Source organism: Celeribacter indicus (genome assembly GCF_000819565.1).
GTDB classification, from domain to species: Bacteria; Pseudomonadota; Alphaproteobacteria; order Rhodobacterales; family Rhodobacteraceae; genus Celeribacter; species Celeribacter indicus.
Genome location: NZ_CP004393.1, coordinates 890,529 through 914,219 on the forward strand (window position 1 = coordinate 890,529; position 23,691 = coordinate 914,219).

The window sequence follows — 23,691 nt, forward strand, 5'->3', positions numbered from 1 at the left end:
CCTCCTCACGCCCGGCCTGCTGGGGTGCCGGGCAACAAATCATGGGGAAATGTGCGGCCGGGCAGGATGGCGCGGCGCGCTTTCCCCGTCCCGGTAGAGTTAGGGTGGCAGGCGGCGAATTTGAGTATTTCCAGCAGCAAAAAGCCCGGACTGCCGGAGCCGGATGGCGCAATCGCGGCTTTTTGCTGCCTGAAATACTCATGGCGCGCGGTCCGTTCCAGGACGGCCGTCCGGTTCTGGCGCGCGGTGCGGGTCATCGCTTCCTCGTCTCGAGTTCCGAATTGAACAGACGCAGCCGGTGCGTCAGCGTCTCCTCGTCCGTCACGGAAGAGAAATTCTCGAACAGGAAGGACAGCGCCTCTCCCTCGTCGAGCCCCGCCTCCCGCGAGAACTGTCTGAGCCGACGATAGCCGTCTTCGGTCATGGATACAGGAAAACGCCGCGTCATTCTGAACCGCTTCGGCATGGTTACGCTCCGTCATGTCCGGCCGCGCGGGGCCGCAAAGGGGAAGCCCCCGCCCGCGAGGGGCAGGGGCCGTCGTCTCGGGCCGGTCCGGGGCTAGAACGCCTCGACCGGCAGCGCCATGACCGGATCGGCGCCGCTTTCGATCCGCTTCAGCAGCGTGCCCGTCATCGGCAGTTGCCGCGCCATGTAATAACGGGCGGTGGCGAGTTTCGCCTCGTGGAAGGCGCGTTCCCCGGTGCCGTTGGCGAGCGCGGCAAGCGAGACCTTGGCCATGCGCGCCCACATCAGGCCGAGGCAGACATAGCCGAACAGGTGCATGAAATCATAGGAGCCCGACAGCGCCGCGTTCGGGGTTTTCATCCCGTGCTGCATGAAGAACATGCCCGCCGATTGCAGGTCCTTCGAGGCGGTCTTGAGCGGATCGGTGAACGCCGCCATCTCGCCTTCGCCATTCTCCTTGCAGAAGGATTTCACCATCTCGAAGAAGGCCATGACATGCTTGCCGCCGTCCTGCGCCAGCTTGCGGCCGACGAGGTCGAGCGCCTGCACCCCGTTCGCGCCTTCGTAGATCTGGGTGATCCGGGCGTCGCGGACGAACTGGGACATGCCCCATTCCTCGATATAGCCATGTCCGCCGAAGACCTGCTGTGCGTTCACCGTCGCCTCGAAGCCCTTGTCGGTGAGGAAGCCCTTCAGCACCGGCGTCATCAGCGAGATGAGGCCTTCGGCCTCGGCGTCGCCGGCGCGGTGGCTCTGGTCGATGAGCTGCGCGCCCCAGAGCATGAAGGCGCGCGCGCCCTCGATGAAGCTCTTCTGGTCCATCAGGTTGCGGCGGATGTCGGGGTGCACGATGATCGGATCGGCCGGCCCGTCGGGGTTTTCGGCCCCGGTCACCGCACGGCCCTGGAGCCGTTCCTTCGCATAGGCGACCGCGTTCTGGTAGGCGGCTTCGGCCTGGGCGAGGCCCTGCATGCCGACGCCGAGCCGTGCCTCGTTCATCATCGTGAACATCGCGCGCATTCCCTTGTGCTCGGCGCCCAGGAGGTAGCCGGTCGCCTCGTCGTAGTTCATCACGCAGGTCGCGTTGCCGTGGATGCCCATCTTCTCCTCGAGCGAACCGACGGAGACGCCGTTGCGCGCGCCGAGGGAGCCGTCCTCGTTCACCATGAATTTCGGCACGATGAAGAGCGACACGCCCTTGATCCCCTCGGGTCCGCCCGCGATCCGCGCGAGCACGAGGTGGATCACGTTCTCGCTCAGGTCGTGATCGCCCGCGGAGATGAAGATCTTCTGGCCGGAAATCCTGTAGCTGCCGTCCGCCTGCGGCTCCGCCTTCGTGCGCATGAGGCCGAGATCGGTGCCGGAATGCGGTTCGGTAAGGTTCATCGTGCCGGTCCAGTCGCAGGAGACCATCCTGGGCAGGTAGGTCGCCTTCTGCTGGTCGGTGCCGTGGACGAGGATCGCGGAGGCCGCGCCATGGGTGAGCCCCTGGTACATGGTGAAGGCCTGGCCCGCGGCGGAGAACATCTCGCCCACCGCGGTGCCCATGAGGTAGGGCATGCCCTGGCCGCCGAAGTCCTCCGGCATGTCGAGGCCGGGCCAGCCGCCCTCCTTCACCTGTTCGAACGCCTCCCGGAAGCCCTTCGGCGTGGAGACGACGCCGTTTTGCAGCGTGCAGCCCTCCTTGTCGCCCACGGGGTTGAGCGGCGCGATCACCTCGGCGGCGAGCTGTCCGGCGGCCTCGAGAATGGCCTCGGTGAACTCGGGTTCGAGGTCGGAATAGCCCGGAATGTCGGACCCGGACACGTTCAGCACCTCGTGCAGAACGTATTGGATGTCTTTGGTCGGTGCCGTGTAGCTCGGCATGGCGTCTCTCCCTTTGCTGTCTCGCGCGGGGAAAGAGGGTCAGCCGTCCTTCCCCGCGGATGTCGTGGTCTCGAGCCGGGTCTCCACCCAGTCGATCGCGTCCTCAAGCTCGGTCATGACCTGTAGAAGTTCCGTCCTGCGGACTTCCATCTCCGCCAGCTTCTGCCGACAGGCCTCGCGCGCCTCGCGCATCTGGGCCTGTCCGCGATCCTCCTCGGAATAGAGATTGAGCAGTTGCCGGATCTCTTCGAGGGCGAAGCCGAATCTCTTGCCCCGAAGGATGAGTTTCAGCCGTGCGCGGTCGCGGGGGGTGAACAGCCTCTTCTGGCCCTCGCGGATCGGGAAGAGCAGTTCCTTGGCTTCGTAGAAGCGCAGCGTGCGGGGCGTCACGTCGACCGCATCGCACATTTCGCGGATGGTCATCACCTCTTTCGTCATCTTCCGGCCTTCTCCGCATCCCGCACAACCGCCCGGACGATCCGTCCGATGCGAGCTGCCTTCGGGGCGCGAAGCAGTGCCTTCGCGCCCATCCTAGTCAGATCCGCAACGCCTCTTTAATCGAAACGTGACGTCATTCTTTTCGTCCCGGTCCGACGAGGTCCGCTCGTCAGCCAGAAGGTAGACATTCAAGAATATGGTTGCAAACGGTTTGGGCGCGTTTCAGCGCACAGGCGGTTTTCGCGGGAAAATCCGTCTCAAAGCGGTTTCAGGTCTGCTGTCCCGGCCGGCACGCCGCGGCCGGTCCGGGCGGCGCCGCGGCCGGCGCTCAGCTTTCCGTCTGGGCCTGGGCGGTCGTCTCGCGCAGGTCGCGCAGTTCGGCGATGGCGCGTTCGAGCTCGTGTTTCTGCGTCTCGAGCGCGACGAGCTGGCGGTCGGCCAGCTCGAGGAAGGCCTGGGCCTGGGCCTGCGTGCCCTTTTCCTCGTAGATCAGCAGCCATTGCCGGATTTCCTCGAGCGAAAATCCATATTTGCGCCCGCGCAGGATCAGCGTCATCCGGGCGACCTCGCGCGGGGTGTAGAACCGCGAACGGCCTTCCTTCTCCGGCGCCAGAAGCTCGATATATTCGTAATACCGCAGGGTGCGCGGGGTCACATCGAAGGCCGCGCACATTTCCTTGAAGGTGAGCCGTTGGTCGGACATGCGTTGTTTCTCTCCTCACGCGGCACCTAAGACGGGCGAATTCGGTTTGGCAACCCAATTCGGCAGGTCAGGAAGACCATAGTGAACCGCGTGGCGGAGGATCAAGGCCGGGATCGTGCGCGCGGGCGTCGCGGGGCAAAGCCCGAGGCGTTCCGCGACGTCAATTGAGAATAAGTCTCACTCGCGGAGTTAAGCCTTGCAGCCGCACCGGCAAGGCACATTATGGGGCCGATCTGCCTGGAATGACCCCTTTCTGCCATGAGTGACGACCGCACGAAAATCGCACGGAATTTCATCGACAACCTGCCGCATTGCCGCGCGCTCGGGATCGTGCTCGACACGATCGGGGAGGGAGAGGCGGAGCTGTTCATGCCCTATTCCACGGAGCTGATCGGGGATCCCGAAACCGGGGTCATCCACGGGGGCGCGGTTTCCGCGCTCATGGATACCTGCGCGGGGGCGGCGGTGATGAGCCATCCGAACGCGGGCATCGCCACCGCGACGCTGGATCTGCGCATCGACTACATGCGCAGCGCCCGTCCCGGCGCGACCGTCACCGCGCATGGCATCTGTTTCCACATGACCCGTTCCGTCGCCTTCGTGCGCGTCTCCGCCACGGACGGCACCTCCGACGTGCCCGTGGCCGCCGCCACCGGGGCCTTCACCGTGGAGCGCAAGCGATGAGCCGGCGCACGCCCGAACCCGTCCAGGTCGTCAAGGAACGGCGCGATGCCGCGCTTGCGGCGCTGGTGGAGCGCGTGCCCTATATCCGGTTCATGGGCTTCGCCTTCGAACGGCGGGGCGACGAGCTGACCTGCGTGATGCCCTACAGGCCGGACATGATCGGCAACCCGTTGCTGCCCGCGCTTCACGGCGGCGCGCTCGCGGCCTTTCTCGAGGTCACGGCGATCATCTCGCTCGGCTGGTCGGTCATCTGGCCGCGGATCGAGGCGGGGGAGGTGCTCGAGACGCAGCCGGCCCTGCCGAAGACGATCGACCTCACGGTGGATTACCTGCGCTCCGGCCTGCCGCGCGATGCCTATGCGCGGGCGGAGATCACCCGCGCCGGCCGCCGTTATGCCTCCGTCCGGGTCGAGGCCTGGCAGGACAACCGGGCGCGGCCGACGGTGCAGGCGACGGGGCATTTCCTGATGCCCGACCAGCTCCCTGCCGATGACTGAAGCACGCCCGCTGTCCCATCGGCGCGTCCTCTCCATCGCCGTGCCGATCGTGCTGTCGAACGCGACCGTCCCGATCCTCGGCGCGGTCGATACCGGCGTCGTCGGCCAGTTGGGCGAGGCTGCGCCCATCGGTGCGGTGGGGCTCGGCTCGGTGATCCTGGCCTCGATCTACTGGATCTTCGGCTTCCTGCGGATGGGCACGACCGGGCTCGTGTCGCAGGCGCGCGGCGCGGGCGACGAGGCGGAGGTCTCCGCCTTCCTGACCCGCGTATTGCTCGCCGCCGTCGCGGGCGGACTCCTGCTCATCCTGTTCCAGGTGCCGGTGCTCTGGGCCGCCTTCCGGCTGGCGCCGGCCTCGGAGGAGGTCGAAGCGCTCGCGCGCAGCTATATCGCGATCCGTATCTGGTCGGCGCCGTTCAACATCGCCGTCTTCGGCCTCACCGGCTGGCTCATCGCGCAGGAGCGCACGCGGGGGGTGCTGGCGCTCCAGCTCTGGATGAACGGGTTCAACATCCTGCTGGATCTCTGGTTCGTCCTCGGCCTCGGCTGGGGCGTGCAGGGCGTCGCCGTCGCCACGGTGATCGCGGAGAGCTCGGGTGCCGCCTTCGGGCTCTGGCTCTGCCGCGACGCCTTTGTCCACCCCGCCTGGCGCGACAGCGCGCTCGTCCTTTCGGCGGCACGGCTCCTTCACATGGCGCGAGTCAACACGGACATCCTCATCCGGTCGGTCATGCTGCTGGGGATCATGGTGAGCTTCACCTTCTTCAGCGCCGGGTTCGACGACGTGACCCTCGCGGCGAACAACATCCTGATGCAGTTCGTCTCCATCACCGCCTATGCGCTCGACGGCTTCGCCTTTGCCGCCGAGGCGATCGTGGGCCAGGCGTTCGGCGCGCGGTCGGTGGCGGGGCTGAGGCGCGGGGCGCTCCTGGCTTCCTTCTGGGGGCTGGTGAGCGCGGGCGTGATGACGCTGGCCTTCTGGGGCTTCGGCGGTGCGATCATCGACACGATGACCACCGCGCCCGGCGTGCGCGAGGTGGCCCGCGACTACCTGCCGTGGATGGTGGCCGTGCCGCTCGTGGGGCTCGGTCCCTGGATGCTCGACGGCGTCTTCATCGGCGCGACGCGCACGCGCGACATGCGCAACATGGCGGCGCTGTCGCTTCTGGCCTATCTCGCCGCGGTCTGGGCGCTTGTCCCGCTCTGGGGCAATCACGGGCTCTGGGCCGCGCTCATGGTGAGTTACGTGGCGCGCGGGGGCACGCTCCTGTGGAAATATCCCGGCCTCGAACGCGATGCGGCGGTCTGAGGCGCGCGCCTCAGAGCCAGTCGCCGCGCCTGGTGCCGACCGCTTCCGCGACGGTGTCGTAGCCGTCGCGGGCGAGCAGGTCGTCGAGGCCCTGCGCGATGCGAGGGGCGAGCGAGAGGCCGTGATAGACCATCGCGGAATAGAGCTGCACCGCCGCGGCGCCCGCGCGGATCTTCGTATAGGCATCGAGCGGGGAGGAGATCCCGCCGACCCCGATGAGCGGCAGCTCCCCCTCCAGGACGCGGGACAGTTGCGCCAGCACGCGCGTGGATTTCTCGAACAGGGGATCGCCCGAAAGTCCGCCGGCCTCGGACCTGTGCGGGGATTTCAATCCGTCGCGCGCCAGGGTCGTGTTGGTGGCGATCACGCCGTCGATGCCGGACTTGCGCGCGACCTCCGCGATCTCCGCGATCTCCGCACCGCCGAGATCGGGCGCGATCTTGAGGAAGACGGGGATCTCCCGGTTGAGCGCCGCGCGCGCGTCGAGCACGCCCGCGAGCAGCGCCTCGAGCGCCTCCGGCCCCTGGAGATCGCGCAGCTTCTCCGTGTTGGGCGAGGAGACGTTCACCGTCGCGAAATCGACGAAATTGCCGCAATGGGCCAGCACGCGCGCGAAATCGGCGGCGCGGTCGGAGCTGTCCTTGTTCGCGCCCAGATTGAGGCCGACGGGGATCTCGAGCCGGTGTCCCGAGCTGCGCGTGCGCGCGAGGCGGCTGGCGATTTCTTCCATTCCGTCATTGTTGAAGCCGAAGCGGTTGATCACCGCGCGGTCCTCGCCGAGCCGGAAGAGGCGCGGTTTCGGGTTGCCGGCCTGCGGGCGCGGCGTGGCTGCCCCGATCTCGAGAAAGCCGAAGCCCGCGCGGGCGAGCTGTGGCAGCGCCTGGGCGTTCTTGTCGAACCCCGCGGCAAGACCGACGGGATTGGGCATGTCGATGCCCGCCACCGTCGTCTTCAGCCGCGGTGAGCTGACGGGGCCGGGAAGCGGGGCGAGACCTGCCCGCAGCGCGGCCAGAGCGAGCGCGTGGCTGCGTTCGGGATCGACCCGGCGCAGGAGCGTCATGCCGATCTGTTCGAACAGGCTCATGCGATCTCCTCGGGAAAGACATGGCCCTCGGGGCCGAGGGGCAGGGGTTTCACCCATTCGACATCCCCGATCCGCAACGGCCGGTAGAGATGCGGAAACAGCGCCCCGCCGCGCGACGGCTCCCATTTGAGATGGGGGCCGAGCCGGTCGCTTTCGACGGCGAGGAGATGGAGGTTCCCTTCCTCCGCGAACCATTTCGCGGCGGTCTCGCGCAGCTGCGCGGCGGTGGAGAAATGGACATAGCCATCGGCGCGGTCCACGGGGGCGCCGAGGGTTTCGCCGCCCGCCTGCATCGCCGCCCATTCGGGGGCGCGGAAGATTTTGTAGATCAGCATGGGATCGGGATGCCCTGTCGCGCAGGCGCGGTCAATGGGGCATGTGGGCGCGCGCCCTCAGATCCAGCGACGGCAGCGGGTGTGGATGAAGGGGATGATCGCGAAATTCATCACGAGCACGATCAGCGGCACCATGATGAGGTTGCGCTGCCAGATCGCCCAGCCGGAGGTGAAGGGCGCGAGCACATAGATGAGGAAGGTGACGAGCGGATACACCCCGGCGAACACGAAAAGCGCAAAGCGGAGGCGGGAGGGTTTTCGGGACGGGCTGGCGGCGGTCGCGGACATGTGGTACTCCAAACGGAACGGCGCGTTTCGTTGGCACATATGAACGATGCGTTCCGATATGTAAAGGGAGGAAAGCTGTGTCAAACAACACAGGGCTCTGTGCAAAGCCGCAGAGGCGTTCGATCGGTGCGCGGCGCAATCCGGCGACCGAAGCCGCGATCCTGGACGCCGCGGCGGCGCTGGTCGCGGAAAAGGGCGCCCGTGGCCTCACGATGGAGGCGGTGGCGAAACGCGCGCGCGCGGGGAAGGCGACGCTCTACAAATGGTGGCCGAACCGGGGCGCGCTGATCGTGGCGGTCTACGAGCGGGCGAAGGGCGGCTACGTCTACGAGGAGGGGGGCAGCCTGATCGACACCGTCGCAGCCTTCTACCGCCACCTCTTTTCGCTCTGGGCGCGGCCGGAAGGCGGGCTTTTCGCCCTGATCATCGCGGAGGCGCAATATGACGCGGACGTGGCCGAGGCGCTCGAGGGGTACCGGCTCGAGCGGCTCGCGGCGACGACGGCGGTGATCGAACGGGCACGGGCGCGCGGGGAGCTCGCCCCCGGCGTCGACTCCCGCCGTCTCGCGGAGACGGTCGTGGCAATGGCCTGGATGCGCCTGCTGACGCGCCGTTTCGACCCGGCGGAGGCGGACGATCTCGCGCATGCGGTGGTCGGCGGATGGATTGCCGCCCCGGCGTGACCTGCCCGGTGGGCCGGCACCGGTCGCCGGCACGCGACGATTGCGCGCCGGGGCGGGTCAGAGGCTTTGACTCCGCGATCAACTCTCGTCAGGGTTGGAGCATCAGTCAACAGGGGCCAGACATGTTCAAGACCATTCTTCTTATGACCTCCGCCTCCATGGCGCTTTTCGCCGGCGCGGCGCATGCGGAATACACGCTGCATGTCCTGCATACGAACGACCTGCACAGCCGGATCGAGCCGATCAGCGCATATGACAACACCTGCACGGCGGAGGAGGACGCGGCGGGGGAATGTTTCGGCGGCTACGCCCGTCTCGCGACGAAGGTCTCCGAACTGCGCGACGAGCTCGACGGGGAGAACGTGATCCTGCTCGACGCGGGCGACCAGTACCAGGGCTCGCTCATGTATACGACCTACAAGGGCGATGTCGAAGCCGAGATGATGGAGAAGATCGGCTATGACGTGATGGCGCTCGGCAACCACGAATTCGACGACGGTCCGGAAGGCACGCTCAAGCTGATCGACACGGTGGGGTTCCCGGTGATCTCCGGCAATCTCGATGTGAGCCAGTCGAACGTGCTCAAGGACAAGGTGGAGGATTACACGATCCTCGAAGTGGGGGGCGAGAAGATCGGCATCATCTCCGCGCTCGCCGTGGACACGCCCGAGACCTCGAGCCCCGGTCCGAACGTGATCTTCCAGAACGAGGCCGACAGCCTCGCCGCCGATGTCGCCGCGCTCGAGGAGCAGGGCGTCAACAAGATCATCGCGCTCACCCATGTGGGCGTGACCAAGGACCTTGCGATCGCGGAGAGCGTCGCTGGGATCGACGCGGTCGTCGGCGGGCATTCGCATACGCTCTTCTCCAACGAGATCGAGGGCGCGATGGCCTATCCGACCATGGTCGGCGAGGTGCCGGTGGTTTCCGCCTATGCCTATTCGAAATATCTCGGCCATCTCGTGCTGACCTTCGACGATGTCGGCACGCTGATCTCGGTCAATGGTGAGCCGATCCTGCTTGATGCCTCCGTCGCCGAGGACGAGGAGATCAAGGCGCGCGTGGCCGAACTGGCCGGTCCGATCAACGAGCTGAAGGAAAAGGTGGTGGCGGAAGCTGCCGCCGAGATCGACGGCTCGCGGGAAAGCTGCCGTGCGGTCGAATGCGAGATGGGGACGCTCGTCGCCGATGCGATGCTCGAGCGGGTGAAGGACCAGGGGATCCAGATCGCGATCGAGAACGGCGGCGGTCTGCGCGCGTCCATTCCCGCGGGTGAGGTGACGATGGGCGCCATCCTCTCCGTGCTGCCCTTCCAAAACACGCTCTCGACCTTCGAGGTGAGCGGTGCGACCGTCGTCGAGGCGCTCGAGAACGGTGCGTCGCAGATGGAGGAGGGCGCAGGCCGCTTCGCGCAGGTGGCGGGGCTGTCCTATACCGTCGATCCCTCCGCCGAGGCGGGCAGCCGGATCTCCGAGGTGACGGTCGGCGGCGAGCCGATCGACCCCGAAGCCACCTATGGCGTGGTCTCGAACAACTACGTGCGCAACGGCGGCGACGGCTATTCCATGTTCATCGACGCCGCGAATGCCTATGACTTCGGTCCCGACCTCGCGGATGTCCTGGCGGATTATCTTATCGAGAACGCGCCCTACGAACCCTATACGGACGGCCGCATCACCGTGCGATGAGCGCCGCTCTCTGGACAATTCCCCGCGCCCCCGCGATCATCGGGGGCGTTTTCCATGGGAGGCCTGACATGCGCGGGAGCTGCACCTGCGGAGAGATCGTGTTCGAGGTGACGGCGCCGCCGCTGATCGTGCATTGTTGCCATTGCACCTGGTGCCAGAGGGAGACGGGATCGGCCTTTGCGGTGAACTGTTACGTGGAAAGCTCGGAAATCTCCATGGTCTCCGGCGCGCCGGAAATGGTCGTGACGCCGTCCAATTCCGGCAAGGGCCAGAGGGTCGCGCGCTGTCCGACCTGCCATGTCGCGCTCTGGTCGCATTACGCGGGCTCGGGCGCGGCCTTCGCCTTCGTCCGCGCGGGCGTGCTGGACGAGCGGGCCGGGATCGTGCCGGACGTGCACATCTTCACGGAAACGAAGCTGCCCTGGGTCGTGCTGCCCGAAGGCGCGCGCGTCTTCGAGGGCTTCTATTCCCCGAAGGAGGTCTGGCCGCCCGAAAGCCTCGCCCGGTTCCGGGCGGCGCGGGAGGCGTGATGGACCATCCGCTGATCGACCTCATCAACCAGAAGATCGCCGAGGCGGAGGCGCGGGGCGAGTTCGACAACCTGCCGGGCGCGGGCAAGCCGCTGCCGCGTGAGGAGGATCCCGAGAATGCGCTGCTGAGCCGGGTGATCCGGGAAAACGGCGGCGTGCCGGAATTCGTGTCGCTCAAGCGCGAGCTCGACAGGCTGCGTGCGGAGTTGCGCGAAACCGGGGACCGCACGCAGCGCCATGAGATCCTGAAGGCCATGTCGATGATGGAGGCGCGGATCGACATCGCGCGGAAGGCGCAGCGGTGAGCGTCGCGCCATTTTGAGGCTGCCCGCTTGCAGATCGCGGGGCCACGCGGCAAGTTGCCGCCGATGGTCCGCCATTTGCGTGGCAAGGTCCGAGAGGGCTTCCGCGGCAGAAGATCTGTCCGCCGGAGAACCGCAGGCGATGAATTTGCGTAGGAGCGACACATATGAACGACAGGGATGACCGGATCGAAGAGCCTTCCGCCGTCCTGCGGCATCTCGGCATCCGTCAGACCGCCTGGACGGAGGATTTCGCGCAGGTCGAGGCGGAGATCACCCCCGTCCTGCTGAATCGCTCCGGCATTCCGCATGGCGGCATCTACGCCACGATGCTCGACACCGCCATGGGATATTCGGGCGCTTATACCGGACGGCTCGAGGATCGGCAGATGACGCTCACCCTGTCGATGACCGTCAACTATCTCTCACGGCCGAAGGGACAGCGGCTCATCGCGGAGGGACGGCGCACCGGAGGCGGGGCGCGCACCTTCTTCACCGAGGGGCGGCTCACCGACGAGACGGGCGAGCTGATCGCGACGGCGGTGGGCACCTTCCGCAAGCGCGGCGTCTGACGCATTCATGATGTTGGATTCGGTGCGGCCGCAGGCTGTATCGGTGATCTGTTCAATCGTCACCGGGAAACAGACCATCTCGGCTGACCATGCGGCACCACGCGAAGCTCCTTTTCAAGGATAACCGCCCATTTTCGGTGTCCCGGTATTCGGCCCGGAGGACATGAGCACGCGCGGGCGCGGTGGGGTCGGGACGGCGGATGTCCGGGGAGAGGGAAGGGGAAGGGACCGTGGAGCGGGTAGCGGGAATCGAACCCGCACCAAGAGCTTGGAAGGCTCGTGTGATACCATTTCACCATACCCGCGCTCGGTCGTCGTCGTTGGTATGTCAGCGCGCGCGGAGGGTCAAGCCGAAACCGCGTGACGGATATGTCCCTCTCGCGCGGGAAAACCGGGCTGCCGGCCGTTTCGCGCTTTGCGGGACGGTGCGGGTTGTGCATTCTCGCGCCAAAGACGGGCGCGCCGGGAAACGGTGCGCGGGGAAGCGAGGACGACGACGTGAGCGATGCAGGCCTGCCCCGCCCGGTTCTGGCGGTGGATCTCGACGGGACGCTGGTCCGGTCGGATATGCTCCATGAAAGCTTCTGGTCCGCCGCTTCGAAGGACTGGCCGTCCGCCCTCGGCACGCTGCGCGCGCTGGCGCATGGGAAGGCGGCGCTCAAGCGCGCGCTCGCCGAGGCCTCCGCGGTCGAGGTCGCGAGCCTGCCCTATGACGAGGAGGTGCTCGCCTGCCTCCGCGCCGCAAGGGCCGAGGGCTGTCCGACCGCGCTCGTCACCGCGTCGGATCGGGGGATCGCGGACCGGATCGCGGCCCATCTCGGCCTGTTCGACGAAGTCCATGCCTCCGACGGCCGACATAACCTGAAGGGCGCGGACAAGGCGGCCTTTCTCGTGGAACGCTACGGCGCGGGCGGCTATGTCTACCTCGGCGATCACGCGGCGGATCTCCCTGTCTGGGCCGGCGCGGCACGGGCGGTGACGGTGAACGCGCCGGCCGCGCTGCGGAGGCGGGTGGAGGCGCTGCCGGTCGAGGTCGGGCACATCGGCACCGCACGGCGCGATCCGGCCGCCTATGCGAAGGCGCTGCGCCCGCATCAGTGGATGAAGAACCTGCTCGTCTTCCTTCCGATGCTGCTCGGCCACCAGCTCACCGTCGGTGCCTTTTTCGCTTCGCTCATGGCTTTCGCGGCCTTCTCGCTCGTGGCCTCCTCCGTCTATGTGCTCAACGACCTGCTCGACCTCGCCGCCGACCGCGCCCATCCGCGCAAGCGCAACCGGCCCTTCGCCTCGGGTCGCCTGCCGCTTGCGCACGGAACATGGCTTGCCGGCGGATTGTTCGCGGCGGGTGTCCTGCTGTCGCTCGCGCTCGGGCCGCTGTTCCTGTTCGTGATGCTGAGCTATTACGCGATGACCACCGGCTATTCGCTCTATTTCAAGCGCCGCATGGTGATCGACATCTGTGTCCTCGCCGGGCTCTACACGATGCGCCTCATCGCGGGCGGGGTGGCCGCCGCCGTGCCGCTTTCGGTGTGGCTCCTTGCCTTCTCGATCTTCCTGTTCTTCTCGCTCGCCGCGGTCAAGCGGCAGGCGGAACTCGTGGACAGTGCGAAAGCCGGGAAGCTCGGCGCGAGCGGGCGCGGCTATCATGTGGAGGACCTTTCGATCATCTCGCAGATGGCGCTGGCCGCGGGCTATATCTCCGTGCTCGTTCTCGCGCTCTACATGAATTCTCCCGCTGTTGCCGTGCTTTATGCCAATCCCGCAGCGCTCTGGGGCATCTGTCTCGTGCTCCTGTTCTGGGTGAGCTGGATCGTCATGACGACCCATCGCGGGGAGATGGATGACGATCCGATCGTCTTCGCCGTCAGGGACCGGATCTCGCGGATCTGCGGGCTGCTGGTCATCGGCTTCACCTTCGGCGGGGCGCTGGGCTGACAATCTGTCGCGGGCGGGGCGATCACGTTTTGCCCCGGTGCCATTGACGCCGGGCCCAAGTCTGAGCGAAACAGTCGGTTATGGTGGCTTGCCAAAGTCCCGCATAAGGCCCCCCGCGACGATGACGATGAAGACCCTCGCCCTCCTGTTCCCGCTTTCGCTTGCGGCGCTGCCGGTCGCGGCGGAGGAGCTTGCGACGCTGGAGGATCTGGGCGAGGCGCTGTTCTTCGACGTCAACCTGTCGAAGAACCGGACCCAGTCCTGCGCCACCTGCCACGATCCCGAAAGCGCCTTTGCCGACCCGCGCGGGCCCGCGTCCTTTGGCGATGACGGCCTGTCCATGGGCGACCGCAACGCGCCCACCGCCACCTATGCGCATTTCGCGCCGGTCTTCTCCGAGGTCTCCGAAGGTGTCTTTGCCGGCGGGCAGTTCCTCGACGGGCGCGCGGCGACGCTCGAGGAGCAGGCGGGCGGCCCGCCGCTCAACCCGATCGAGATGGGCATGGCCTCCTCCGCCGATGTGGTCGACCGGCTCGAGGAGAACCCGGCCTATGTCGTGGCCTTCCGGGATCTGTTCGGCGAGGAGATCTTCGACGACGACGACGAAGCCTATGCGGCGATGACGAAGGCGATCGCCGCCTTCGAGCGCACCGACCTGTTTTCGCCCTTCGACAGCAAGTATGACCGCTACCTGCGCGGCGAGGCGGAGCTGACGCGCGAGGAGCTTTTGGGCGAGACGCTGTTCTTTTCCCAGCAGTTCACCAATTGCAACCTCTGCCATCAGCTCAACCCGCGCGCGGGGATGGAGGGGGAGACCTTCACCAATTACGAATACCACAATATCGGCGTGCCGGAGAACACGGGGCTGCGCGAGATGAACGGCGGGGTCGGGCTCGTGGATCTCGGCCTCGGCCAGAACGCGGCGGTGGAGGGGCGGCCGGGCCTTTCCGGGCGCTACAAGGTGCCGACGCTGCGCAATGTGGCGGTGACGGCGCCCTACATGCATAACGGCGTGTTCGAGGATCTGCGCACGGTCGTGCTGTTCTACAACACCTACAACACGAAATCGGAGGCGCGGAAGATCAATCCCGAGACCGGCGAGCCCTTCCTTCCGCCGGAAGTGCCGGAGAACCTGTCGCTCGAGGAGCTCGAGACCGGGCCGGCTTTCGAAGACCGGGACATCGACGCGCTCGTGGCCTTCATGAAGACGCTGACGGATGCGCGCTACGAGCACCTGCTCGAGGATTAGGCGCGCTCAGCCCTTGCCCGCCGCGGCGTGCAGAGCATCGGTCCGTAGCTCGCCGCGAAGCCGAGGAATGCAAGGCACCAGAATCCGCCCGACAGATGGGTGAGCAGCATCAGCGGCACGATTCCGGCCGCGACGCGCAGGAGGGTTGCGAGCAGGATCGCCAGGTAGATCGCCGAGGTCATGCGCGAGGCTGTCAGCGGGCGCCCGGTATGGCCGAGCGAGGCGCGGGTCATGACTGCGAGCGTCATGCCGCCGGCCGCGCCCGCCGTCCACAGATGCAGCGCGGCGGTGGGTTGGATGACGGCGGGCGCGAGGATCGCCGCCGCGACCGCGAAGGCGCCGAGCGGGAGGAAGAGATAGGCGACATGCAGCACGGCGAGCAGCGGCTCGCTGCGCGTATGCGGGCCCTTCCAGCGGGCGAGGCGCAGCAGATGCAGCACGCCGATCGCGATCAGCGCCAGCGCGGTGAGCGGCGCGTCCGACCGCACCACCCAGAGCGCCAGCGCGGGCAGGGTCGAGAGCAGCACCGCCTTGTCGAACCGCTGCATCGGCGGTGCGGGCCGGGCCGGATCCTGTGTCTTCGCAAGCCAGTTGCGGGTGAAGGACGGGATGATCCGTCCGCCGATCATCGCGATCATCATCAGGACGGCGGCGAGGCCGAGCCGCATACCGGCGCCGTCGGCGGGAACCCCGCCGCGTGCCGCCTCGAGCAGGAACAGGAGGTCGGCAAGGGCGAAGGTCGCGAGCAGTCCGAGGACCGGCAGGTTGTGCCAGTTCTTTCCCGCCGCGATCTCGCGCAGGATCAGCGCGCCGAGCACGAGCGGAAAGGCGAGATCGAGCGCGACGACGGTGCCGAAGGGGACAAGGCCCGAGAAGAGGATGCCGAACCGTCCCGCCGCCCAGAGCGCGAAGAGTGCGGCCAGCGCACCGCCGGTGACGGGCAGCCGGCCGGTCCAGTTCGGCACGGCGGTCAGCAGGAAGCCCGCGACCACCGCGCCGAGATAGCCGAAGAGGAAGGCATGGGCATGCCAGCTCACCGGATCGAGCCGGGAGGGCAGGTCGAGCGCGCCCGACAGCGCAGGGATCCAGAGCAGCATCGCGACCCCCGCCCAGAGCGCGCCAAACAGGAAGAAGGGCCGGAAGCCGAAGGACAGGATCGCGGGGCCTTGCCAGCGGCGCATGCGTTCGGCGGAGGTGAGAGCGGGCATGGGAATTCCTTTCAGGCCTCTGCGGCGTCCATGAGGCGCCGGATGTGACAGGCGAATATATAGGTCGCGGGCAGGGCGACGAGCGCGCCGAACCCGATCGCGACGGGGGCCGTGGCCACCGGCGTGCCGAGCCAGGAGCCGATGAGCGAGGCGAAGAAGAGGTTGATCGCCGCCGCGCCCCAGCCGAACGGATAGAGGACGAGCGCGATCAGCAGGGGTGACCAGGGGCGGGTCATCGGCGGGCGACCAGAAGGGCGACGGCCACGAGCGCGGCGAAAAGCGCGAGCGAGGCCAGCGCGAACCAGAGTTCCGCCGTGGCCGATTGCGCCTGCGGGATCGGCCGGTCGAAGGACGCGGCGAGGACGGGGGCGGGTGCGAGGAGGGCGAGGAAGATGAAAAGCCGCATGTCAGGTCTCCTGTGTGAGGCTGCGATAGATGTCGGGGAGGGCGCGGGTGAGGCGTCCGGGATGGGGCAGGAGGGTGAAGCCGCCGCGCCCGAAGATGCGCGCGAACCAGTCCTGCCCGTCCTCGTCCACGATGACGCCATGGAGCGTGAGACCGGCGCGGCGCGCCTCGCGCACGGCCATGTGGCTGTCCTCGATCCCGTGCCGGCCTTCGTAATGATCCAGATCGTTGGGCTTGCCGTCGGTCAGCACGATGAGAAGCCGGCGCGCGGCCGTCTCCCTGGCCAGTTCCGCGCCCACATGGCGGATCGCCGCGCCGAGGCGGGTGTAGTGGCCGGGGCGCAGCGCGGCGATGTTGTCGAGCACCGGCGCCCCCATCGGATCCGCGAAATCCTTCACCCGCGTCAGGAACACCCGGTCGCGGCGCAGGGAGGAAAACCCCCAGATCGCGAAGCGGTCGCCCGCCGCATCGAGGCCGGAGGCGAGTGCCGACATCGCCGCGCGCGCCACGTCGATCACCGATGTGTCGCCGATGGCGGCCTCCGTTGAGCGCGAGGTGTCGAGGAGGAAGGCGACGGCGAGGTCGCGCTCCACCTGCCGTGCCTCCTGCCAGATCCGGTCGCTGCCGCGTCCCGTGGCCAGGAGATCGGCGCGGGTGCAGATCAGCGCGTCGAGGTCGATCTCGCTGCCGTCGACCTGGCGCGGGCGCAGCAGGCGACGCGGGCGCAGGGTTTCGAACTGGCGCCGCACGGCGCGGATCTGACGGGGATCGGCGCGAAAGCTCCCGGTGCCGTCCGGGCGGGCAGGCGCGTCGAGGACACGCACATGGCCCTCCATGTAGCTGCGCGTGCGGTGGTTCCATTCGGGATAGACATGGGAGCCCGCCAGCGCCTCGTGCAGCGCGTCGGCGGGCGAGAGGTCGAGATGCAGCTTCAGCCGGCTCGCGGCCTTGCGGTCGTGGCGGGTGAGCGCGATCTCCTCCTGGTCCTCCGCAGCCTTGGCCGCGTTGTCGTCCTCGTCGTCGTCGACGGAGCGATTGAGGTTCATTGCCTCGACCCAGGACAGGATCGCTTCGAAACGGTGGATGATGAAGCCGTCGTTGCGGCGCGTCTGGTCGAGGTCCCGGCGCGTCGCCCGCTTGCGCGAGGTGGTCGCGATTGCCGGGGGTGGCGTCATGGCCTCCTCCTCGGTCCCGTCGGCGGCCGGTCCCGCATCGCGGCGGAGAAAGCGCAGCCAGATCGGCACGGGCGCGAGGGGCATGTAGCGACCGGCCGTCTCCGCCGCGGGCTGCGTTGCTCCGGGACGGGTCGCCAATTGGTCGCGCAGGGCCTGTTCCATCGCCGCTTCCGCTGCGGGGCGGGGCAGGTCGGTGCGCAGGGCGAGCGACAGCCTGGCGAGATCGCGATAGGAGGTCCGCAGCCCCGGACAGAGACGATAGGCGCGGTCGCATGCGAACGCATTGGCCCGGATCTGCGCGCAATCCATCGCAGGGCCGTCGCTCTCGGGCAGGTCGGGAAAAGCCTCCGCGCTCACCGCCGCAAGGGCCGTGAGCCAGAAATAGGCGGCGCGGTTGAGCCGTGCCTCGGGAAAGAGGTCGAGACATGGGGGAAGACGCAACCGCTCCCCGTCGAAAGCCGCCACATGTTCGCTCTCGCGCCCCGATCCGATCCTGCGGCGCAATGCGGTGCGATGGCGGACGGGGGTGGCGGGCGCCTCGACGATCTCCACGCCCGCACGCGCCCCGAGGGCCCGCAGGAGCAGCGCGAGCGACGGGCGCAGATCCGCGAGCCGCATGGCGGCCTCGGGGTGAGTCGGCTGCGCGCCCATCCCCTCGATCAGCCCGTGCCAGAGATTGCCGACCGTCTCCTCCGGTTCCATCAGGTCCATCAGACGCATGGCACTCTCCTATCCATAGACTGCGGCGATGAGGTCGCGCAGCGCCTGCTGCACGTCCGGCTCGTCGCTGAGCGGTTCGACGATCGCGACGTCGAGGGCCTCGTCCACACCCATGCCCGCGGCCATGAGGCGCGCGGCATAGGTCAGCAGACGGGTGGAGACCCCTTCCTCGAGATCCATCCCCGACAGCGCCCGGATGTGCCCGGCGAGGCGGACGAGCGGCGCGACGCGGGCGGCGGGCAGGCCGCTTTCCTCCACGATGACGGAAACCTCCGTCTCCGCGGCCGGGAAGTCGAAGGAGAGCGACAGGAAGCGCTGCCGCGTCGAGGGCTTCAGCCGCTTGAGCACGTTCTGATAGCCGGGGTTGTAGGAGGCCACGAGCATGAAGCCCGGCGGCGCGGCGAGTTCCTCGCCGGTGCGGTCGATCATGAGCGTCCGGCGTGAATCGGTGAGCGGGTGGAGCACCACGGTCACGTCCTTGCGCGCCTCCACCACCTCGTCGAGGTAGCAGATCGCGCCCTCGCGCACAGCGCGGGTGAGCGGACCGTCGACCCATTCCGTCGCGCCGCCCTTGAGCAGGTGGCGCCCGATCAGGTCGGCGGCGGACAGATCGTCGTGGCAGGCGACCGTGTAGAGCGGCTTGCCGAGGCGCGCGGCCATGTATTCGACGAACCGGGTCTTGCCGCAGCCGGTCGGCCCCTTCAGCAGAAGGGGCAGGCCGTGATCATGGGCGGTTTCGAACAGCTCGCATTCGCGGCCGGTCGGGCGGTAGAAGGGCAGGGGCCGGGACAGATCGAAGCTCATCTCTCACTCTCCCGCCAGCGGTGTCGCGGTGCCCGGCGCGATGATTTCGCGCTTGCGGACGACGAGGAGGGAATAGATGAACAGCAGGGCGCCGATCACCACCGCGGCCCCCGCGCCGAACCGCATCAGGTAGAAGACCGACAGGCTGTCCTGCACCTCCATGTAATAGGCGCCGACGATGCGCTGCATATGCGTCTGGATCGTGCCCGCGAAGGTCAGGACGAAGGTCATGAAGGCCATGCCGCCGGTCATCAGCCAGAAGGACGCCATGTTGAGCACCTGGTTGTAGGGCGCGCGGTTCCTGAGCATCGGCATGGCGTAGGTGAAGACCGCGAGGTTCAGCGCGACATAGGCCCCGTAGAAGGCGAGGTGGCCGTGCGCGGCGGTGATCTGCGTGCCGTGGGAGTAGAAGTTGACGCCGTGCAGCGTGTGCAGGAACCCCCAGACGCCCGCGCCGAAGAAGGCGACCGTCGAGGCGCCGAGCGACCACAGCAGCGCGGCCTTGTTCGGGTGGTTGCGCCGTCCCTTCCAGACCATGATGAAGGCGAAGGACATCATCAGGAAGAAGGGCACGACCTCGAAGCAGGAGAAGACCGAGCCGAGCCATTGCCAGTAGCCGGGCGTGCCGATCCAGTAGAAATGGTGGCCGGTGCCGAGAATGCCGGAGAAAAGCGCGGTGGCGACGATGACGTAGAGCCATTTCTCGACCACCTCGCGGTCCACGCCCGTGAGTTTCAGCATCAGGTAGCCGAGAATCGCGGCCATCACGAGTTCCCATGTGGCCTCCACCCAGAGGTGCACGACCATCCACCAGTACATCTTGTCGAGCGACAGGTTCTCGGGATTGATGAAGGCGAAGATCCACAGGAGCGACAGGAGCCACAGCCCCATCAGCAGCACGTTGGTGATCGCCGTCTTGCGCCCGGCGAGGACGGTGAGGGAAATGTTCACGAGGAAGATCACCGCGGCGACGAGGATGCCGAATTTCACCCAGAGCGGTTGCTCGAGGAATTCGCGCCCGCCATGGATGCCCATGAGGTAGGAGAGGACCGCACCGAGCGTGCCGACCACCAGGATGATGAGCTGGAGATAGGCGAGCCTGACGGAGAAGAGTTCGCGTTCGGCCTCCTCCGGGACAAGGAAATAGGCCGCGCCGAAGAAGCCCAGCAGGAGCCAGACGATCAGCGCGTTGGTGTGGATCATGCGGATCACGTTGAAGGGCAGGATTTCGGAAAGCGTGTTGGGCGAAACGTAGATCCAGCCGGCGAGGAGCCCGCCGAGCACCTGGATGCCGAACAGCGCCATCGCACAGTAGAAATAGGCTTTCGCCACGGATTGAGACTGGTATTTCATCGGGATCTCCTCAGCCTGCCTCGTTCGGCGGCCAGCCTTGCGTGTCGGTGTGGTCGGCCCAGCGCAGGAATTCCGCGAGGGCGCGGATCTCTTCTTCGGTGAGCTCGAAATGTGGCATCTGGCGGCGGCCCTCGATGCCGGAGGGCTGCGACTCCATCCATCCCTGAAGGATTTCGAAGGCGCCTTCGGGGTCGTCGGCGACGCCCCAGCGGGTCATCACATTGCCGACTTCGGGCGCGAAATAGGCGCCCTCGCCGTGCAGCGTGTGACAGTTGATGCAGGAATTGCGTTCCCAGACCGCCTTGCCGAGCGCGACCTGCTCGGTCAGCGGAAGTCCGGCGGTGGACGTGTCCACGATGTATTTGTGGCTCTGTGCGGTGAGCGCGATGAACACCACGACGAAGAACACGGAGCCTCCGTAGAAGATGTTGCGCGCGCGCGCCTTGGTCAGAATCTCAGCCATGTCGGGCCTCTCTTGGTCTTCGGATGACCCGAGCCCTACCGTGCGGGGCGGAGAGGAAGTTTGCGCCAGCACAACGTTCCGGCGCTTTCGCGGTGGCAGGGTGTGCGAAGAGAGGAGGTCCCATGCCGCATGACGCCCTGACCGCACCCGACCTCACGCTTGCCGAACTGATGGCGCGCCATCCCGCGACCGTGGAGGTATTCCTGCGTCACAGGATGCTGTGCGTCGGATGCCTGGTGAGCCCGTTTCACACGATCGACGACGCCTGTGCCGAATATCGCCTTGGGCGGGAGACCTTCACCGCCGCGCTGGCCGCCGCGATCACCGCGGCGCGTGCCCCTGCGAGACGAGCACGAGACGGTGCGGATCCGTGACCGTGATCCGCTTGCGCCGGCTCGCGACGATCCCGTCCTTTTCCCACCCGCTCAGCAGGCGCGACACGGTGTGCAGCGTCGTGCCGGTCATTTCCGACAGGTCCTGGCGGGTGATCGGAAAGTCGATCTCGATCCCGCCTTCGACCTTGCGACCGGTCTGGTTGATGAGCCGCAGGAGCGCGTTCGCGACCCGCTGCTCCACCTGTTGCGTCGCCATTTCCACGATCCGGGTGTTCATCTCGCCGAGCCGCTGGCCGACGGTCTTGTAAGTCTCCGTCGCGAAGCCCTCGTAGCGGGCGACGAAGTCGTCCCAGACCCGCATCGGCCAGCTCAGCACGAGCGCCTCCGAGGCGGTGACGGAGGTCGCGGGATAGGTGTCGCGCCCGATCGCCTTCGCGATGCCGAACAACTGCCCGGCGGGAATATGCAGCGCGATCACCTGCTCGCCGGTCGGGGTGATCCGCATCACGCGGATATAGCCGTCGAGCAGCATGTAGAATCGCTCCGCCGGCGCGCCCTCCTCGAACACGGCGACACCTTCGTCGAGGCGGCGGACGCTTGCGAGATCGAGGATTTCGCGCACCTGCCGCCGATCCAGCCGCGAAAAGGGCGGCAGGTGGCTCAGGAGGCTCTCGTCGAGGCGAGGCAGGGTCTTGCGGGCGCTGGTCGGGTTCATGGCTCCCTCTAAGCACAGCCAGGTCCGCCCGTCCAACGCCTCCTTGCGCCGCCGGGCGCGAAAATACTGCACGAAGTTTGTGCCAACGCAAATTCGCGATATGCCGCAGGTCTATACAGGGCGCGAACGGATAGGAAGAAAAGGATACAAAACATGTTCCGCCCCGTGATTTCCACCCTCGTCGCCGTACTCCTGGGAAGTGCCGCCAGCGCCGGCGTCGTCGAAGTGCATATGCTCAACAGGAGCGGCGAGGACCGCATGGTCTTCGAGCCCGCCTTCGTTCAGGCCGCGCCGGGTGACACGATCCGCTTCGTGCCGAGTGACAAGGGCCACAATGCCGAAAGCCTCGACGGAATGATCCCGGAGGGCGCCAGCGCCTTCGGCGGGAAGATCAACGAAGCTTTCGACGTCACGCTCGACACCGAAGGCGTCTATGCCGTGATGTGCAAGCCGCATTATGCCATGGGCATGGTGATGACCATCGCCGTGGGCGATGCCGCCGCCGCGCCCGAGGGATTGCTCGAAGGCTGCGTTCCGAAGAAGGCAAAGGAACGCTTCGAGGCGCAGCTTTCCCATCTCTGACCACATTCCGACAACCACAACGAAAACGACCCTACGCACAAGACAAAAACAACTCTGAATATCTTGGAGGGTCACATGACCAGTTACATCAATCCCGGTCTCGTCAGGACAAACCGCCGCAATGTGCTGCGCGGTTCGCTGCTCGCCGGTGCCGCCGCCGCGGTCGGCGCGCATTCGGCCATGGCCGCGCCGGTGCGCAAATCCGCGCCGCTCGCCGCGTCCCGTGCCGTCGCCCCGCGATTCATTCAGGCCGAGGCACAGGCGCAGGCCGCCGCACCGCAGGTCGACCTGTCGGGTTATACCCGCGTGAAACAGGAACTCGTCGCTCCGCCCTTTGCCCCGGTCCATGACCAGGTGGCGCAGGGCGGACCGAAGATCGTCGAGATCACCATGGAAACGAAGGAGGTGCTCCTGACCGTCGACGAGGACACCGGCGCGGAAATCTGGGCGCTCACCTACAACGGCTCCGTGCCCGGTCCGCTCGTCATCGTGCATGAGGGCGATTATGTCGAGCTGACGCTGCGCAACCCCGACGCCTCGATGATGGAGCACAATATCGACTTCCACGCCTCGACCGGGGCGCTGGGCGGCGGCGGGCTGACCCATGTCTTTCCCGGCGAGGAAACCGTGTTGCGCTGGAAGGCGACGAAACCCGGCGTCTTCACCTATCACTGCGCGCCGGGCGGGGCGATGATCCCCTATCACGTCACCCATGGCATGAACGGCGCGTTGATGGTGCTGCCCCGCGACGGGCTGAAGGACCGCGACGGCAATCGGCTCGTCTACGACAGCATCGCCTATATCGGGGAGCAGGATTTCTACCTGCCGGTCGACGAAACCGGCGCGTTCAGGACCTATGAGCTCGCGGGCGACGACTATGCCGACAGCCTCGATGCGATGCGCACGCTGACGCCGACGCATTCGGTCTTCAACGGATCGGTGGGCGCGCTGACCGGCGAGAACGCCCTGCGCGCGAAGGTGGGCGACATGGTGCTGATGATCCATAACCAGGCCAATCGCGACACCCGTCCGCACCTGATCGGCGGTCACGGCGATTACGTCTGGGAGGCGGGGTCGTTCTCGGATGCGCCGCAGACCGGGCTCGAAAGCTGGTTCATCCGCGGCGGCTCCGCCGGGGCGTCGATGTACCGGTTCCGCCAGCCGGGGGTCTATGCCTATGTGAACCACAATCTCATCGAGGCCTCGCTGCTTGGCGCGACTGCCCATTTCGTCGTCGAGGGCGAATGGGACAACTCCCTGATGGAACAGGTTGCCGCGCCGCGGAGCATGGACACCTGAGCC

Annotated in this window: 29 protein-coding genes and 1 tRNA gene; 13 read left to right on the forward strand and 17 right to left on the reverse strand. The window is 67.0% G+C overall.

The annotated features are described in order from the left end of the window. Positions 1 to 5 precede the first annotated feature (5 nt). From P73_RS25460 to P73_RS04540, 5 genes are all read right to left on the reverse strand, one after another. The gene (locus tag P73_RS25460) at positions 6 to 257 is read right to left on the reverse strand and encodes a hypothetical protein (RefSeq protein ID WP_139267135.1); all 252 of its coding nucleotides are present in this window, start codon (positions 255 to 257) and stop codon (positions 6 to 8) included. Next, positions 254 to 466 (reverse strand): hypothetical protein, encoded by a 213-nt coding sequence (locus tag P73_RS04525; RefSeq protein WP_043868653.1) that lies wholly within the window; start codon positions 464 to 466, stop codon positions 254 to 256. The genes P73_RS25460 and P73_RS04525 overlap by 4 nt, the downstream gene beginning before the upstream one ends. 93 nt (positions 467 to 559) lie before the next feature. Next, on the reverse strand, positions 560 to 2,332 hold the full coding sequence (locus P73_RS04530) for an acyl-CoA dehydrogenase C-terminal domain-containing protein (protein WP_043868654.1): 1,773 nt from the start codon (positions 2,330 to 2,332) through the stop codon (positions 560 to 562). Between the two features lie 39 nt (positions 2,333 to 2,371). Then, positions 2,372 to 2,770, reverse strand: a complete 399-nt coding sequence (locus P73_RS04535) for a MerR family transcriptional regulator (protein WP_043868655.1) — start codon at positions 2,768 to 2,770, stop codon at positions 2,372 to 2,374. A gap of 328 nt (positions 2,771 to 3,098) precedes the next feature. Next, the gene (locus P73_RS04540) at positions 3,099 to 3,473 is read right to left on the reverse strand and encodes a MerR family transcriptional regulator (protein WP_043868656.1); all 375 of its coding nucleotides are present in this window, start codon (positions 3,471 to 3,473) and stop codon (positions 3,099 to 3,101) included. Positions 3,474 to 3,731: 258 nt separating this feature from the next. Between P73_RS04540 and P73_RS04545 the strand changes: the two genes are divergently transcribed. From P73_RS04545 to P73_RS04555, 3 genes are read left to right on the forward strand one after another with little or no spacing between them, the layout of a single operon-like run. Further along, complete coding sequence (locus P73_RS04545) at positions 3,732 to 4,157, forward strand: PaaI family thioesterase (protein WP_043868657.1); 426 nt, start codon at positions 3,732 to 3,734, stop codon at positions 4,155 to 4,157. Next, a complete protein-coding gene (locus tag P73_RS04550; protein ID WP_043868658.1) occupies positions 4,154 to 4,654 on the forward strand; it encodes a PaaI family thioesterase in 501 nt (166 codons plus the stop codon). The genes P73_RS04545 and P73_RS04550 overlap by 4 nt, the downstream gene beginning before the upstream one ends. Next, a complete protein-coding gene (locus tag P73_RS04555) occupies positions 4,647 to 5,963 on the forward strand; it encodes an MATE family efflux transporter (RefSeq protein ID WP_043868659.1) in 1,317 nt (438 codons plus the stop codon). Before P73_RS04550 ends, P73_RS04555 begins: the two co-directional genes overlap by 8 nt. Positions 5,964 to 5,973: 10 nt before the next feature. Here the strand turns inward: P73_RS04555 and P73_RS04560 are convergent, their stop codons facing one another. The 3 genes from P73_RS04560 to P73_RS04570 are packed head-to-tail and all read right to left on the reverse strand — an operon-like array spanning position 5,974 to position 7,670. Next, on the reverse strand, positions 5,974 to 7,047 hold the full coding sequence (locus P73_RS04560) for a quinone-dependent dihydroorotate dehydrogenase (RefSeq protein ID WP_043868660.1): 1,074 nt from the start codon (positions 7,045 to 7,047) through the stop codon (positions 5,974 to 5,976). Next, positions 7,044 to 7,382 carry a DUF952 domain-containing protein gene (locus P73_RS04565; RefSeq protein ID WP_043868661.1) on the reverse strand — a complete coding sequence of 113 codons (339 nt, stop codon included), beginning with the start codon at positions 7,380 to 7,382 and terminating at the stop codon, positions 7,044 to 7,046. Before P73_RS04565 ends, P73_RS04560 begins: the two co-directional genes overlap by 4 nt. A gap of 57 nt (positions 7,383 to 7,439) precedes the next feature. Then, positions 7,440 to 7,670, reverse strand: coding sequence for a putative antibiotic biosynthesis monooxygenase (locus P73_RS04570; protein WP_043868662.1), 231 nt, complete (start codon positions 7,668 to 7,670; stop codon positions 7,440 to 7,442). 77 nt (positions 7,671 to 7,747) lie between these two features. On the opposite strand from P73_RS04570, the gene P73_RS04575 reads away from it, so the two are divergent. The 5 genes from P73_RS04575 to P73_RS04595 all read left to right on the forward strand — a co-directional run bounded on the left by P73_RS04575 (position 7,748) and on the right by P73_RS04595 (position 11,445). Next, entirely contained in the window at positions 7,748 to 8,353 is a 606-nt protein-coding gene (locus P73_RS04575) for a TetR/AcrR family transcriptional regulator (protein ID WP_043868663.1), read from the forward strand. Between the two features lie 122 nt (positions 8,354 to 8,475). Continuing rightward, a complete protein-coding gene (locus P73_RS04580) occupies positions 8,476 to 10,041 on the forward strand; it encodes a bifunctional metallophosphatase/5'-nucleotidase (RefSeq protein WP_043868664.1) in 1,566 nt (521 codons plus the stop codon). Between the two features lie 68 nt (positions 10,042 to 10,109). Further along, the gene (locus P73_RS04585) at positions 10,110 to 10,571 is read left to right on the forward strand and encodes a GFA family protein (protein WP_043868665.1); all 462 of its coding nucleotides are present in this window, start codon (positions 10,110 to 10,112) and stop codon (positions 10,569 to 10,571) included. After that, complete coding sequence (locus tag P73_RS04590) at positions 10,571 to 10,876, forward strand: DnaJ family domain-containing protein (protein ID WP_043868666.1); 306 nt, start codon at positions 10,571 to 10,573, stop codon at positions 10,874 to 10,876. The genes P73_RS04585 and P73_RS04590 overlap by 1 nt, the downstream gene beginning before the upstream one ends. Before the next feature lie 164 nt (positions 10,877 to 11,040). Then, on the forward strand, positions 11,041 to 11,445 hold the full coding sequence (locus tag P73_RS04595) for a PaaI family thioesterase (RefSeq protein ID WP_043868667.1): 405 nt from the start codon (positions 11,041 to 11,043) through the stop codon (positions 11,443 to 11,445). Between the two features lie 231 nt (positions 11,446 to 11,676). Here the strand turns inward: P73_RS04595 and P73_RS04600 are convergent. After that, positions 11,677 to 11,750: transfer RNA gene (locus P73_RS04600), tRNA-Gly, on the reverse strand. A gap of 193 nt (positions 11,751 to 11,943) precedes the next feature. Here P73_RS04600 and P73_RS04605 point away from each other — a divergent pair. After that, entirely contained in the window at positions 11,944 to 13,380 is a 1,437-nt protein-coding gene (locus P73_RS04605; RefSeq protein ID WP_043871384.1) for a UbiA family prenyltransferase, read from the forward strand. A 127-nt stretch (positions 13,381 to 13,507) separates the two neighbouring features. Beyond that, a complete protein-coding gene (locus P73_RS04610) occupies positions 13,508 to 14,629 on the forward strand; it encodes a cytochrome-c peroxidase (RefSeq protein WP_043871385.1) in 1,122 nt (373 codons plus the stop codon). Here the strand turns inward: P73_RS04610 and P73_RS04615 are convergent. Genes P73_RS04615 through P73_RS04645 form a run of 7 tightly spaced genes read right to left on the reverse strand, consistent with a single transcriptional unit; the run spans position 14,626 to position 20,757 of the window. After that, positions 14,626 to 15,837 (reverse strand): NnrS family protein, encoded by a 1,212-nt coding sequence (locus P73_RS04615; protein ID WP_043868668.1) that lies wholly within the window; start codon positions 15,835 to 15,837, stop codon positions 14,626 to 14,628. The two genes, P73_RS04610 and P73_RS04615, sit on opposite strands and share 4 nt — an antisense overlap. Positions 15,838 to 15,848: 11 nt before the next feature. After that, the gene (locus P73_RS04620; RefSeq protein WP_043868669.1) at positions 15,849 to 16,073 is read right to left on the reverse strand and encodes an NnrT protein; all 225 of its coding nucleotides are present in this window, start codon (positions 16,071 to 16,073) and stop codon (positions 15,849 to 15,851) included. Further along, complete coding sequence (locus P73_RS04625) at positions 16,070 to 16,243, reverse strand: hypothetical protein (RefSeq protein ID WP_043868670.1); 174 nt, start codon at positions 16,241 to 16,243, stop codon at positions 16,070 to 16,072. Before P73_RS04625 ends, P73_RS04620 begins: the two co-directional genes overlap by 4 nt. Position 16,244: 1 nt before the next feature. Beyond that, entirely contained in the window at positions 16,245 to 18,137 is a 1,893-nt protein-coding gene (locus tag P73_RS04630; RefSeq protein WP_043868671.1) for a nitric oxide reductase activation protein NorD, read from the reverse strand. Positions 18,138 to 18,146: 9 nt separating this feature from the next. After that, a complete protein-coding gene (locus tag P73_RS04635; RefSeq protein WP_043868672.1) occupies positions 18,147 to 18,941 on the reverse strand; it encodes a CbbQ/NirQ/NorQ/GpvN family protein in 795 nt (264 codons plus the stop codon). A 3-nt stretch (positions 18,942 to 18,944) separates the two neighbouring features. Further along, on the reverse strand, positions 18,945 to 20,294 hold the full coding sequence (locus tag P73_RS04640) for a cbb3-type cytochrome c oxidase subunit I (protein WP_043868673.1): 1,350 nt from the start codon (positions 20,292 to 20,294) through the stop codon (positions 18,945 to 18,947). A 10-nt stretch (positions 20,295 to 20,304) separates the two neighbouring features. Continuing rightward, positions 20,305 to 20,757: a c-type cytochrome gene (locus P73_RS04645; protein WP_043868674.1), complete on the reverse strand. Its 453-nt coding sequence runs from the start codon at positions 20,755 to 20,757 to the stop codon at positions 20,305 to 20,307. Between the two features lie 122 nt (positions 20,758 to 20,879). Here P73_RS04645 and P73_RS04650 point away from each other — a divergent pair, with 122 nt between their 5' ends. After that, positions 20,880 to 21,131, forward strand: a complete 252-nt coding sequence (locus P73_RS04650; protein WP_043868675.1) for a DUF1858 domain-containing protein — start codon at positions 20,880 to 20,882, stop codon at positions 21,129 to 21,131. Here the strand turns inward: P73_RS04650 and P73_RS04655 are convergent. Further along, positions 21,079 to 21,807: a Crp/Fnr family transcriptional regulator gene (locus P73_RS04655; protein ID WP_139267134.1), complete on the reverse strand. Its 729-nt coding sequence runs from the start codon at positions 21,805 to 21,807 to the stop codon at positions 21,079 to 21,081. The two genes, P73_RS04650 and P73_RS04655, sit on opposite strands and share 53 nt — an antisense overlap. Before the next feature lie 153 nt (positions 21,808 to 21,960). On the opposite strand from P73_RS04655, the gene P73_RS04660 reads away from it, so the two are divergent. Continuing rightward, the gene (locus P73_RS04660; RefSeq protein ID WP_043868676.1) at positions 21,961 to 22,389 is read left to right on the forward strand and encodes a pseudoazurin; all 429 of its coding nucleotides are present in this window, start codon (positions 21,961 to 21,963) and stop codon (positions 22,387 to 22,389) included. Positions 22,390 to 22,464: 75 nt separating this feature from the next. Next, complete coding sequence (nirK, locus tag P73_RS04665; protein ID WP_043868677.1) at positions 22,465 to 23,688, forward strand: copper-containing nitrite reductase; 1,224 nt, start codon at positions 22,465 to 22,467, stop codon at positions 23,686 to 23,688. Positions 23,689 to 23,691: the final 3 nt, after the last annotated feature.

Coding starts and splice junctions, on each gene's coding strand:
- P73_RS04565 (WP_043868661.1), bottom strand. CDS start 7,382: ATGCTGATCTACAAAATCTTCCGCGCCCCCGAATGGGCGGCGATGCAG.
- P73_RS04660 (WP_043868676.1), top strand. CDS start 21,961: ATGTTCCGCCCCGTGATTTCCACCCTCGTCGCCGTACTCCTGGGAAGT.
- P73_RS04550 (WP_043868658.1), top strand. CDS start 4,154: ATGAGCCGGCGCACGCCCGAACCCGTCCAGGTCGTCAAGGAACGGCGC.
- P73_RS04560 (WP_043868660.1), bottom strand. CDS start 7,047: ATGAGCCTGTTCGAACAGATCGGCATGACGCTCCTGCGCCGGGTCGAT.
- P73_RS04585 (WP_043868665.1), top strand. CDS start 10,110: ATGCGCGGGAGCTGCACCTGCGGAGAGATCGTGTTCGAGGTGACGGCG.
- P73_RS04570 (WP_043868662.1), bottom strand. CDS start 7,670: ATGTCCGCGACCGCCGCCAGCCCGTCCCGAAAACCCTCCCGCCTCCGC.
- P73_RS04645 (WP_043868674.1), bottom strand. CDS start 20,757: ATGGCTGAGATTCTGACCAAGGCGCGCGCGCGCAACATCTTCTACGGA.
- P73_RS04590 (WP_043868666.1), top strand. CDS start 10,571: ATGGACCATCCGCTGATCGACCTCATCAACCAGAAGATCGCCGAGGCG.
- P73_RS25460 (WP_139267135.1), bottom strand. CDS start 257: ATGACCCGCACCGCGCGCCAGAACCGGACGGCCGTCCTGGAACGGACC.
- P73_RS04640 (WP_043868673.1), bottom strand. CDS start 20,294: ATGAAATACCAGTCTCAATCCGTGGCGAAAGCCTATTTCTACTGTGCG.
- P73_RS04535 (WP_043868655.1), bottom strand. CDS start 2,770: ATGACGAAAGAGGTGATGACCATCCGCGAAATGTGCGATGCGGTCGAC.
- P73_RS04595 (WP_043868667.1), top strand. CDS start 11,041: ATGAACGACAGGGATGACCGGATCGAAGAGCCTTCCGCCGTCCTGCGG.
- nirK (WP_043868677.1), top strand. CDS start 22,465: ATGACCAGTTACATCAATCCCGGTCTCGTCAGGACAAACCGCCGCAAT.
- P73_RS04555 (WP_043868659.1), top strand. CDS start 4,647: ATGACTGAAGCACGCCCGCTGTCCCATCGGCGCGTCCTCTCCATCGCC.
- P73_RS04545 (WP_043868657.1), top strand. CDS start 3,732: ATGAGTGACGACCGCACGAAAATCGCACGGAATTTCATCGACAACCTG.
- P73_RS04630 (WP_043868671.1), bottom strand. CDS start 18,137: ATGCGTCTGATGGACCTGATGGAACCGGAGGAGACGGTCGGCAATCTC.
- P73_RS04530 (WP_043868654.1), bottom strand. CDS start 2,332: ATGCCGAGCTACACGGCACCGACCAAAGACATCCAATACGTTCTGCAC.
- P73_RS04580 (WP_043868664.1), top strand. CDS start 8,476: ATGTTCAAGACCATTCTTCTTATGACCTCCGCCTCCATGGCGCTTTTC.
- P73_RS04610 (WP_043871385.1), top strand. CDS start 13,508: ATGAAGACCCTCGCCCTCCTGTTCCCGCTTTCGCTTGCGGCGCTGCCG.
- P73_RS04650 (WP_043868675.1), top strand. CDS start 20,880: ATGCCGCATGACGCCCTGACCGCACCCGACCTCACGCTTGCCGAACTG.
- P73_RS04625 (WP_043868670.1), bottom strand. CDS start 16,243: ATGCGGCTTTTCATCTTCCTCGCCCTCCTCGCACCCGCCCCCGTCCTC.
- P73_RS04540 (WP_043868656.1), bottom strand. CDS start 3,473: ATGTCCGACCAACGGCTCACCTTCAAGGAAATGTGCGCGGCCTTCGAT.
- P73_RS04615 (WP_043868668.1), bottom strand. CDS start 15,837: ATGCCCGCTCTCACCTCCGCCGAACGCATGCGCCGCTGGCAAGGCCCC.
- P73_RS04655 (WP_139267134.1), bottom strand. CDS start 21,807: ATGAACCCGACCAGCGCCCGCAAGACCCTGCCTCGCCTCGACGAGAGC.
- P73_RS04635 (WP_043868672.1), bottom strand. CDS start 18,941: ATGAGCTTCGATCTGTCCCGGCCCCTGCCCTTCTACCGCCCGACCGGC.
- P73_RS04620 (WP_043868669.1), bottom strand. CDS start 16,073: ATGACCCGCCCCTGGTCACCCCTGCTGATCGCGCTCGTCCTCTATCCG.
- P73_RS04525 (WP_043868653.1), bottom strand. CDS start 466: ATGCCGAAGCGGTTCAGAATGACGCGGCGTTTTCCTGTATCCATGACC.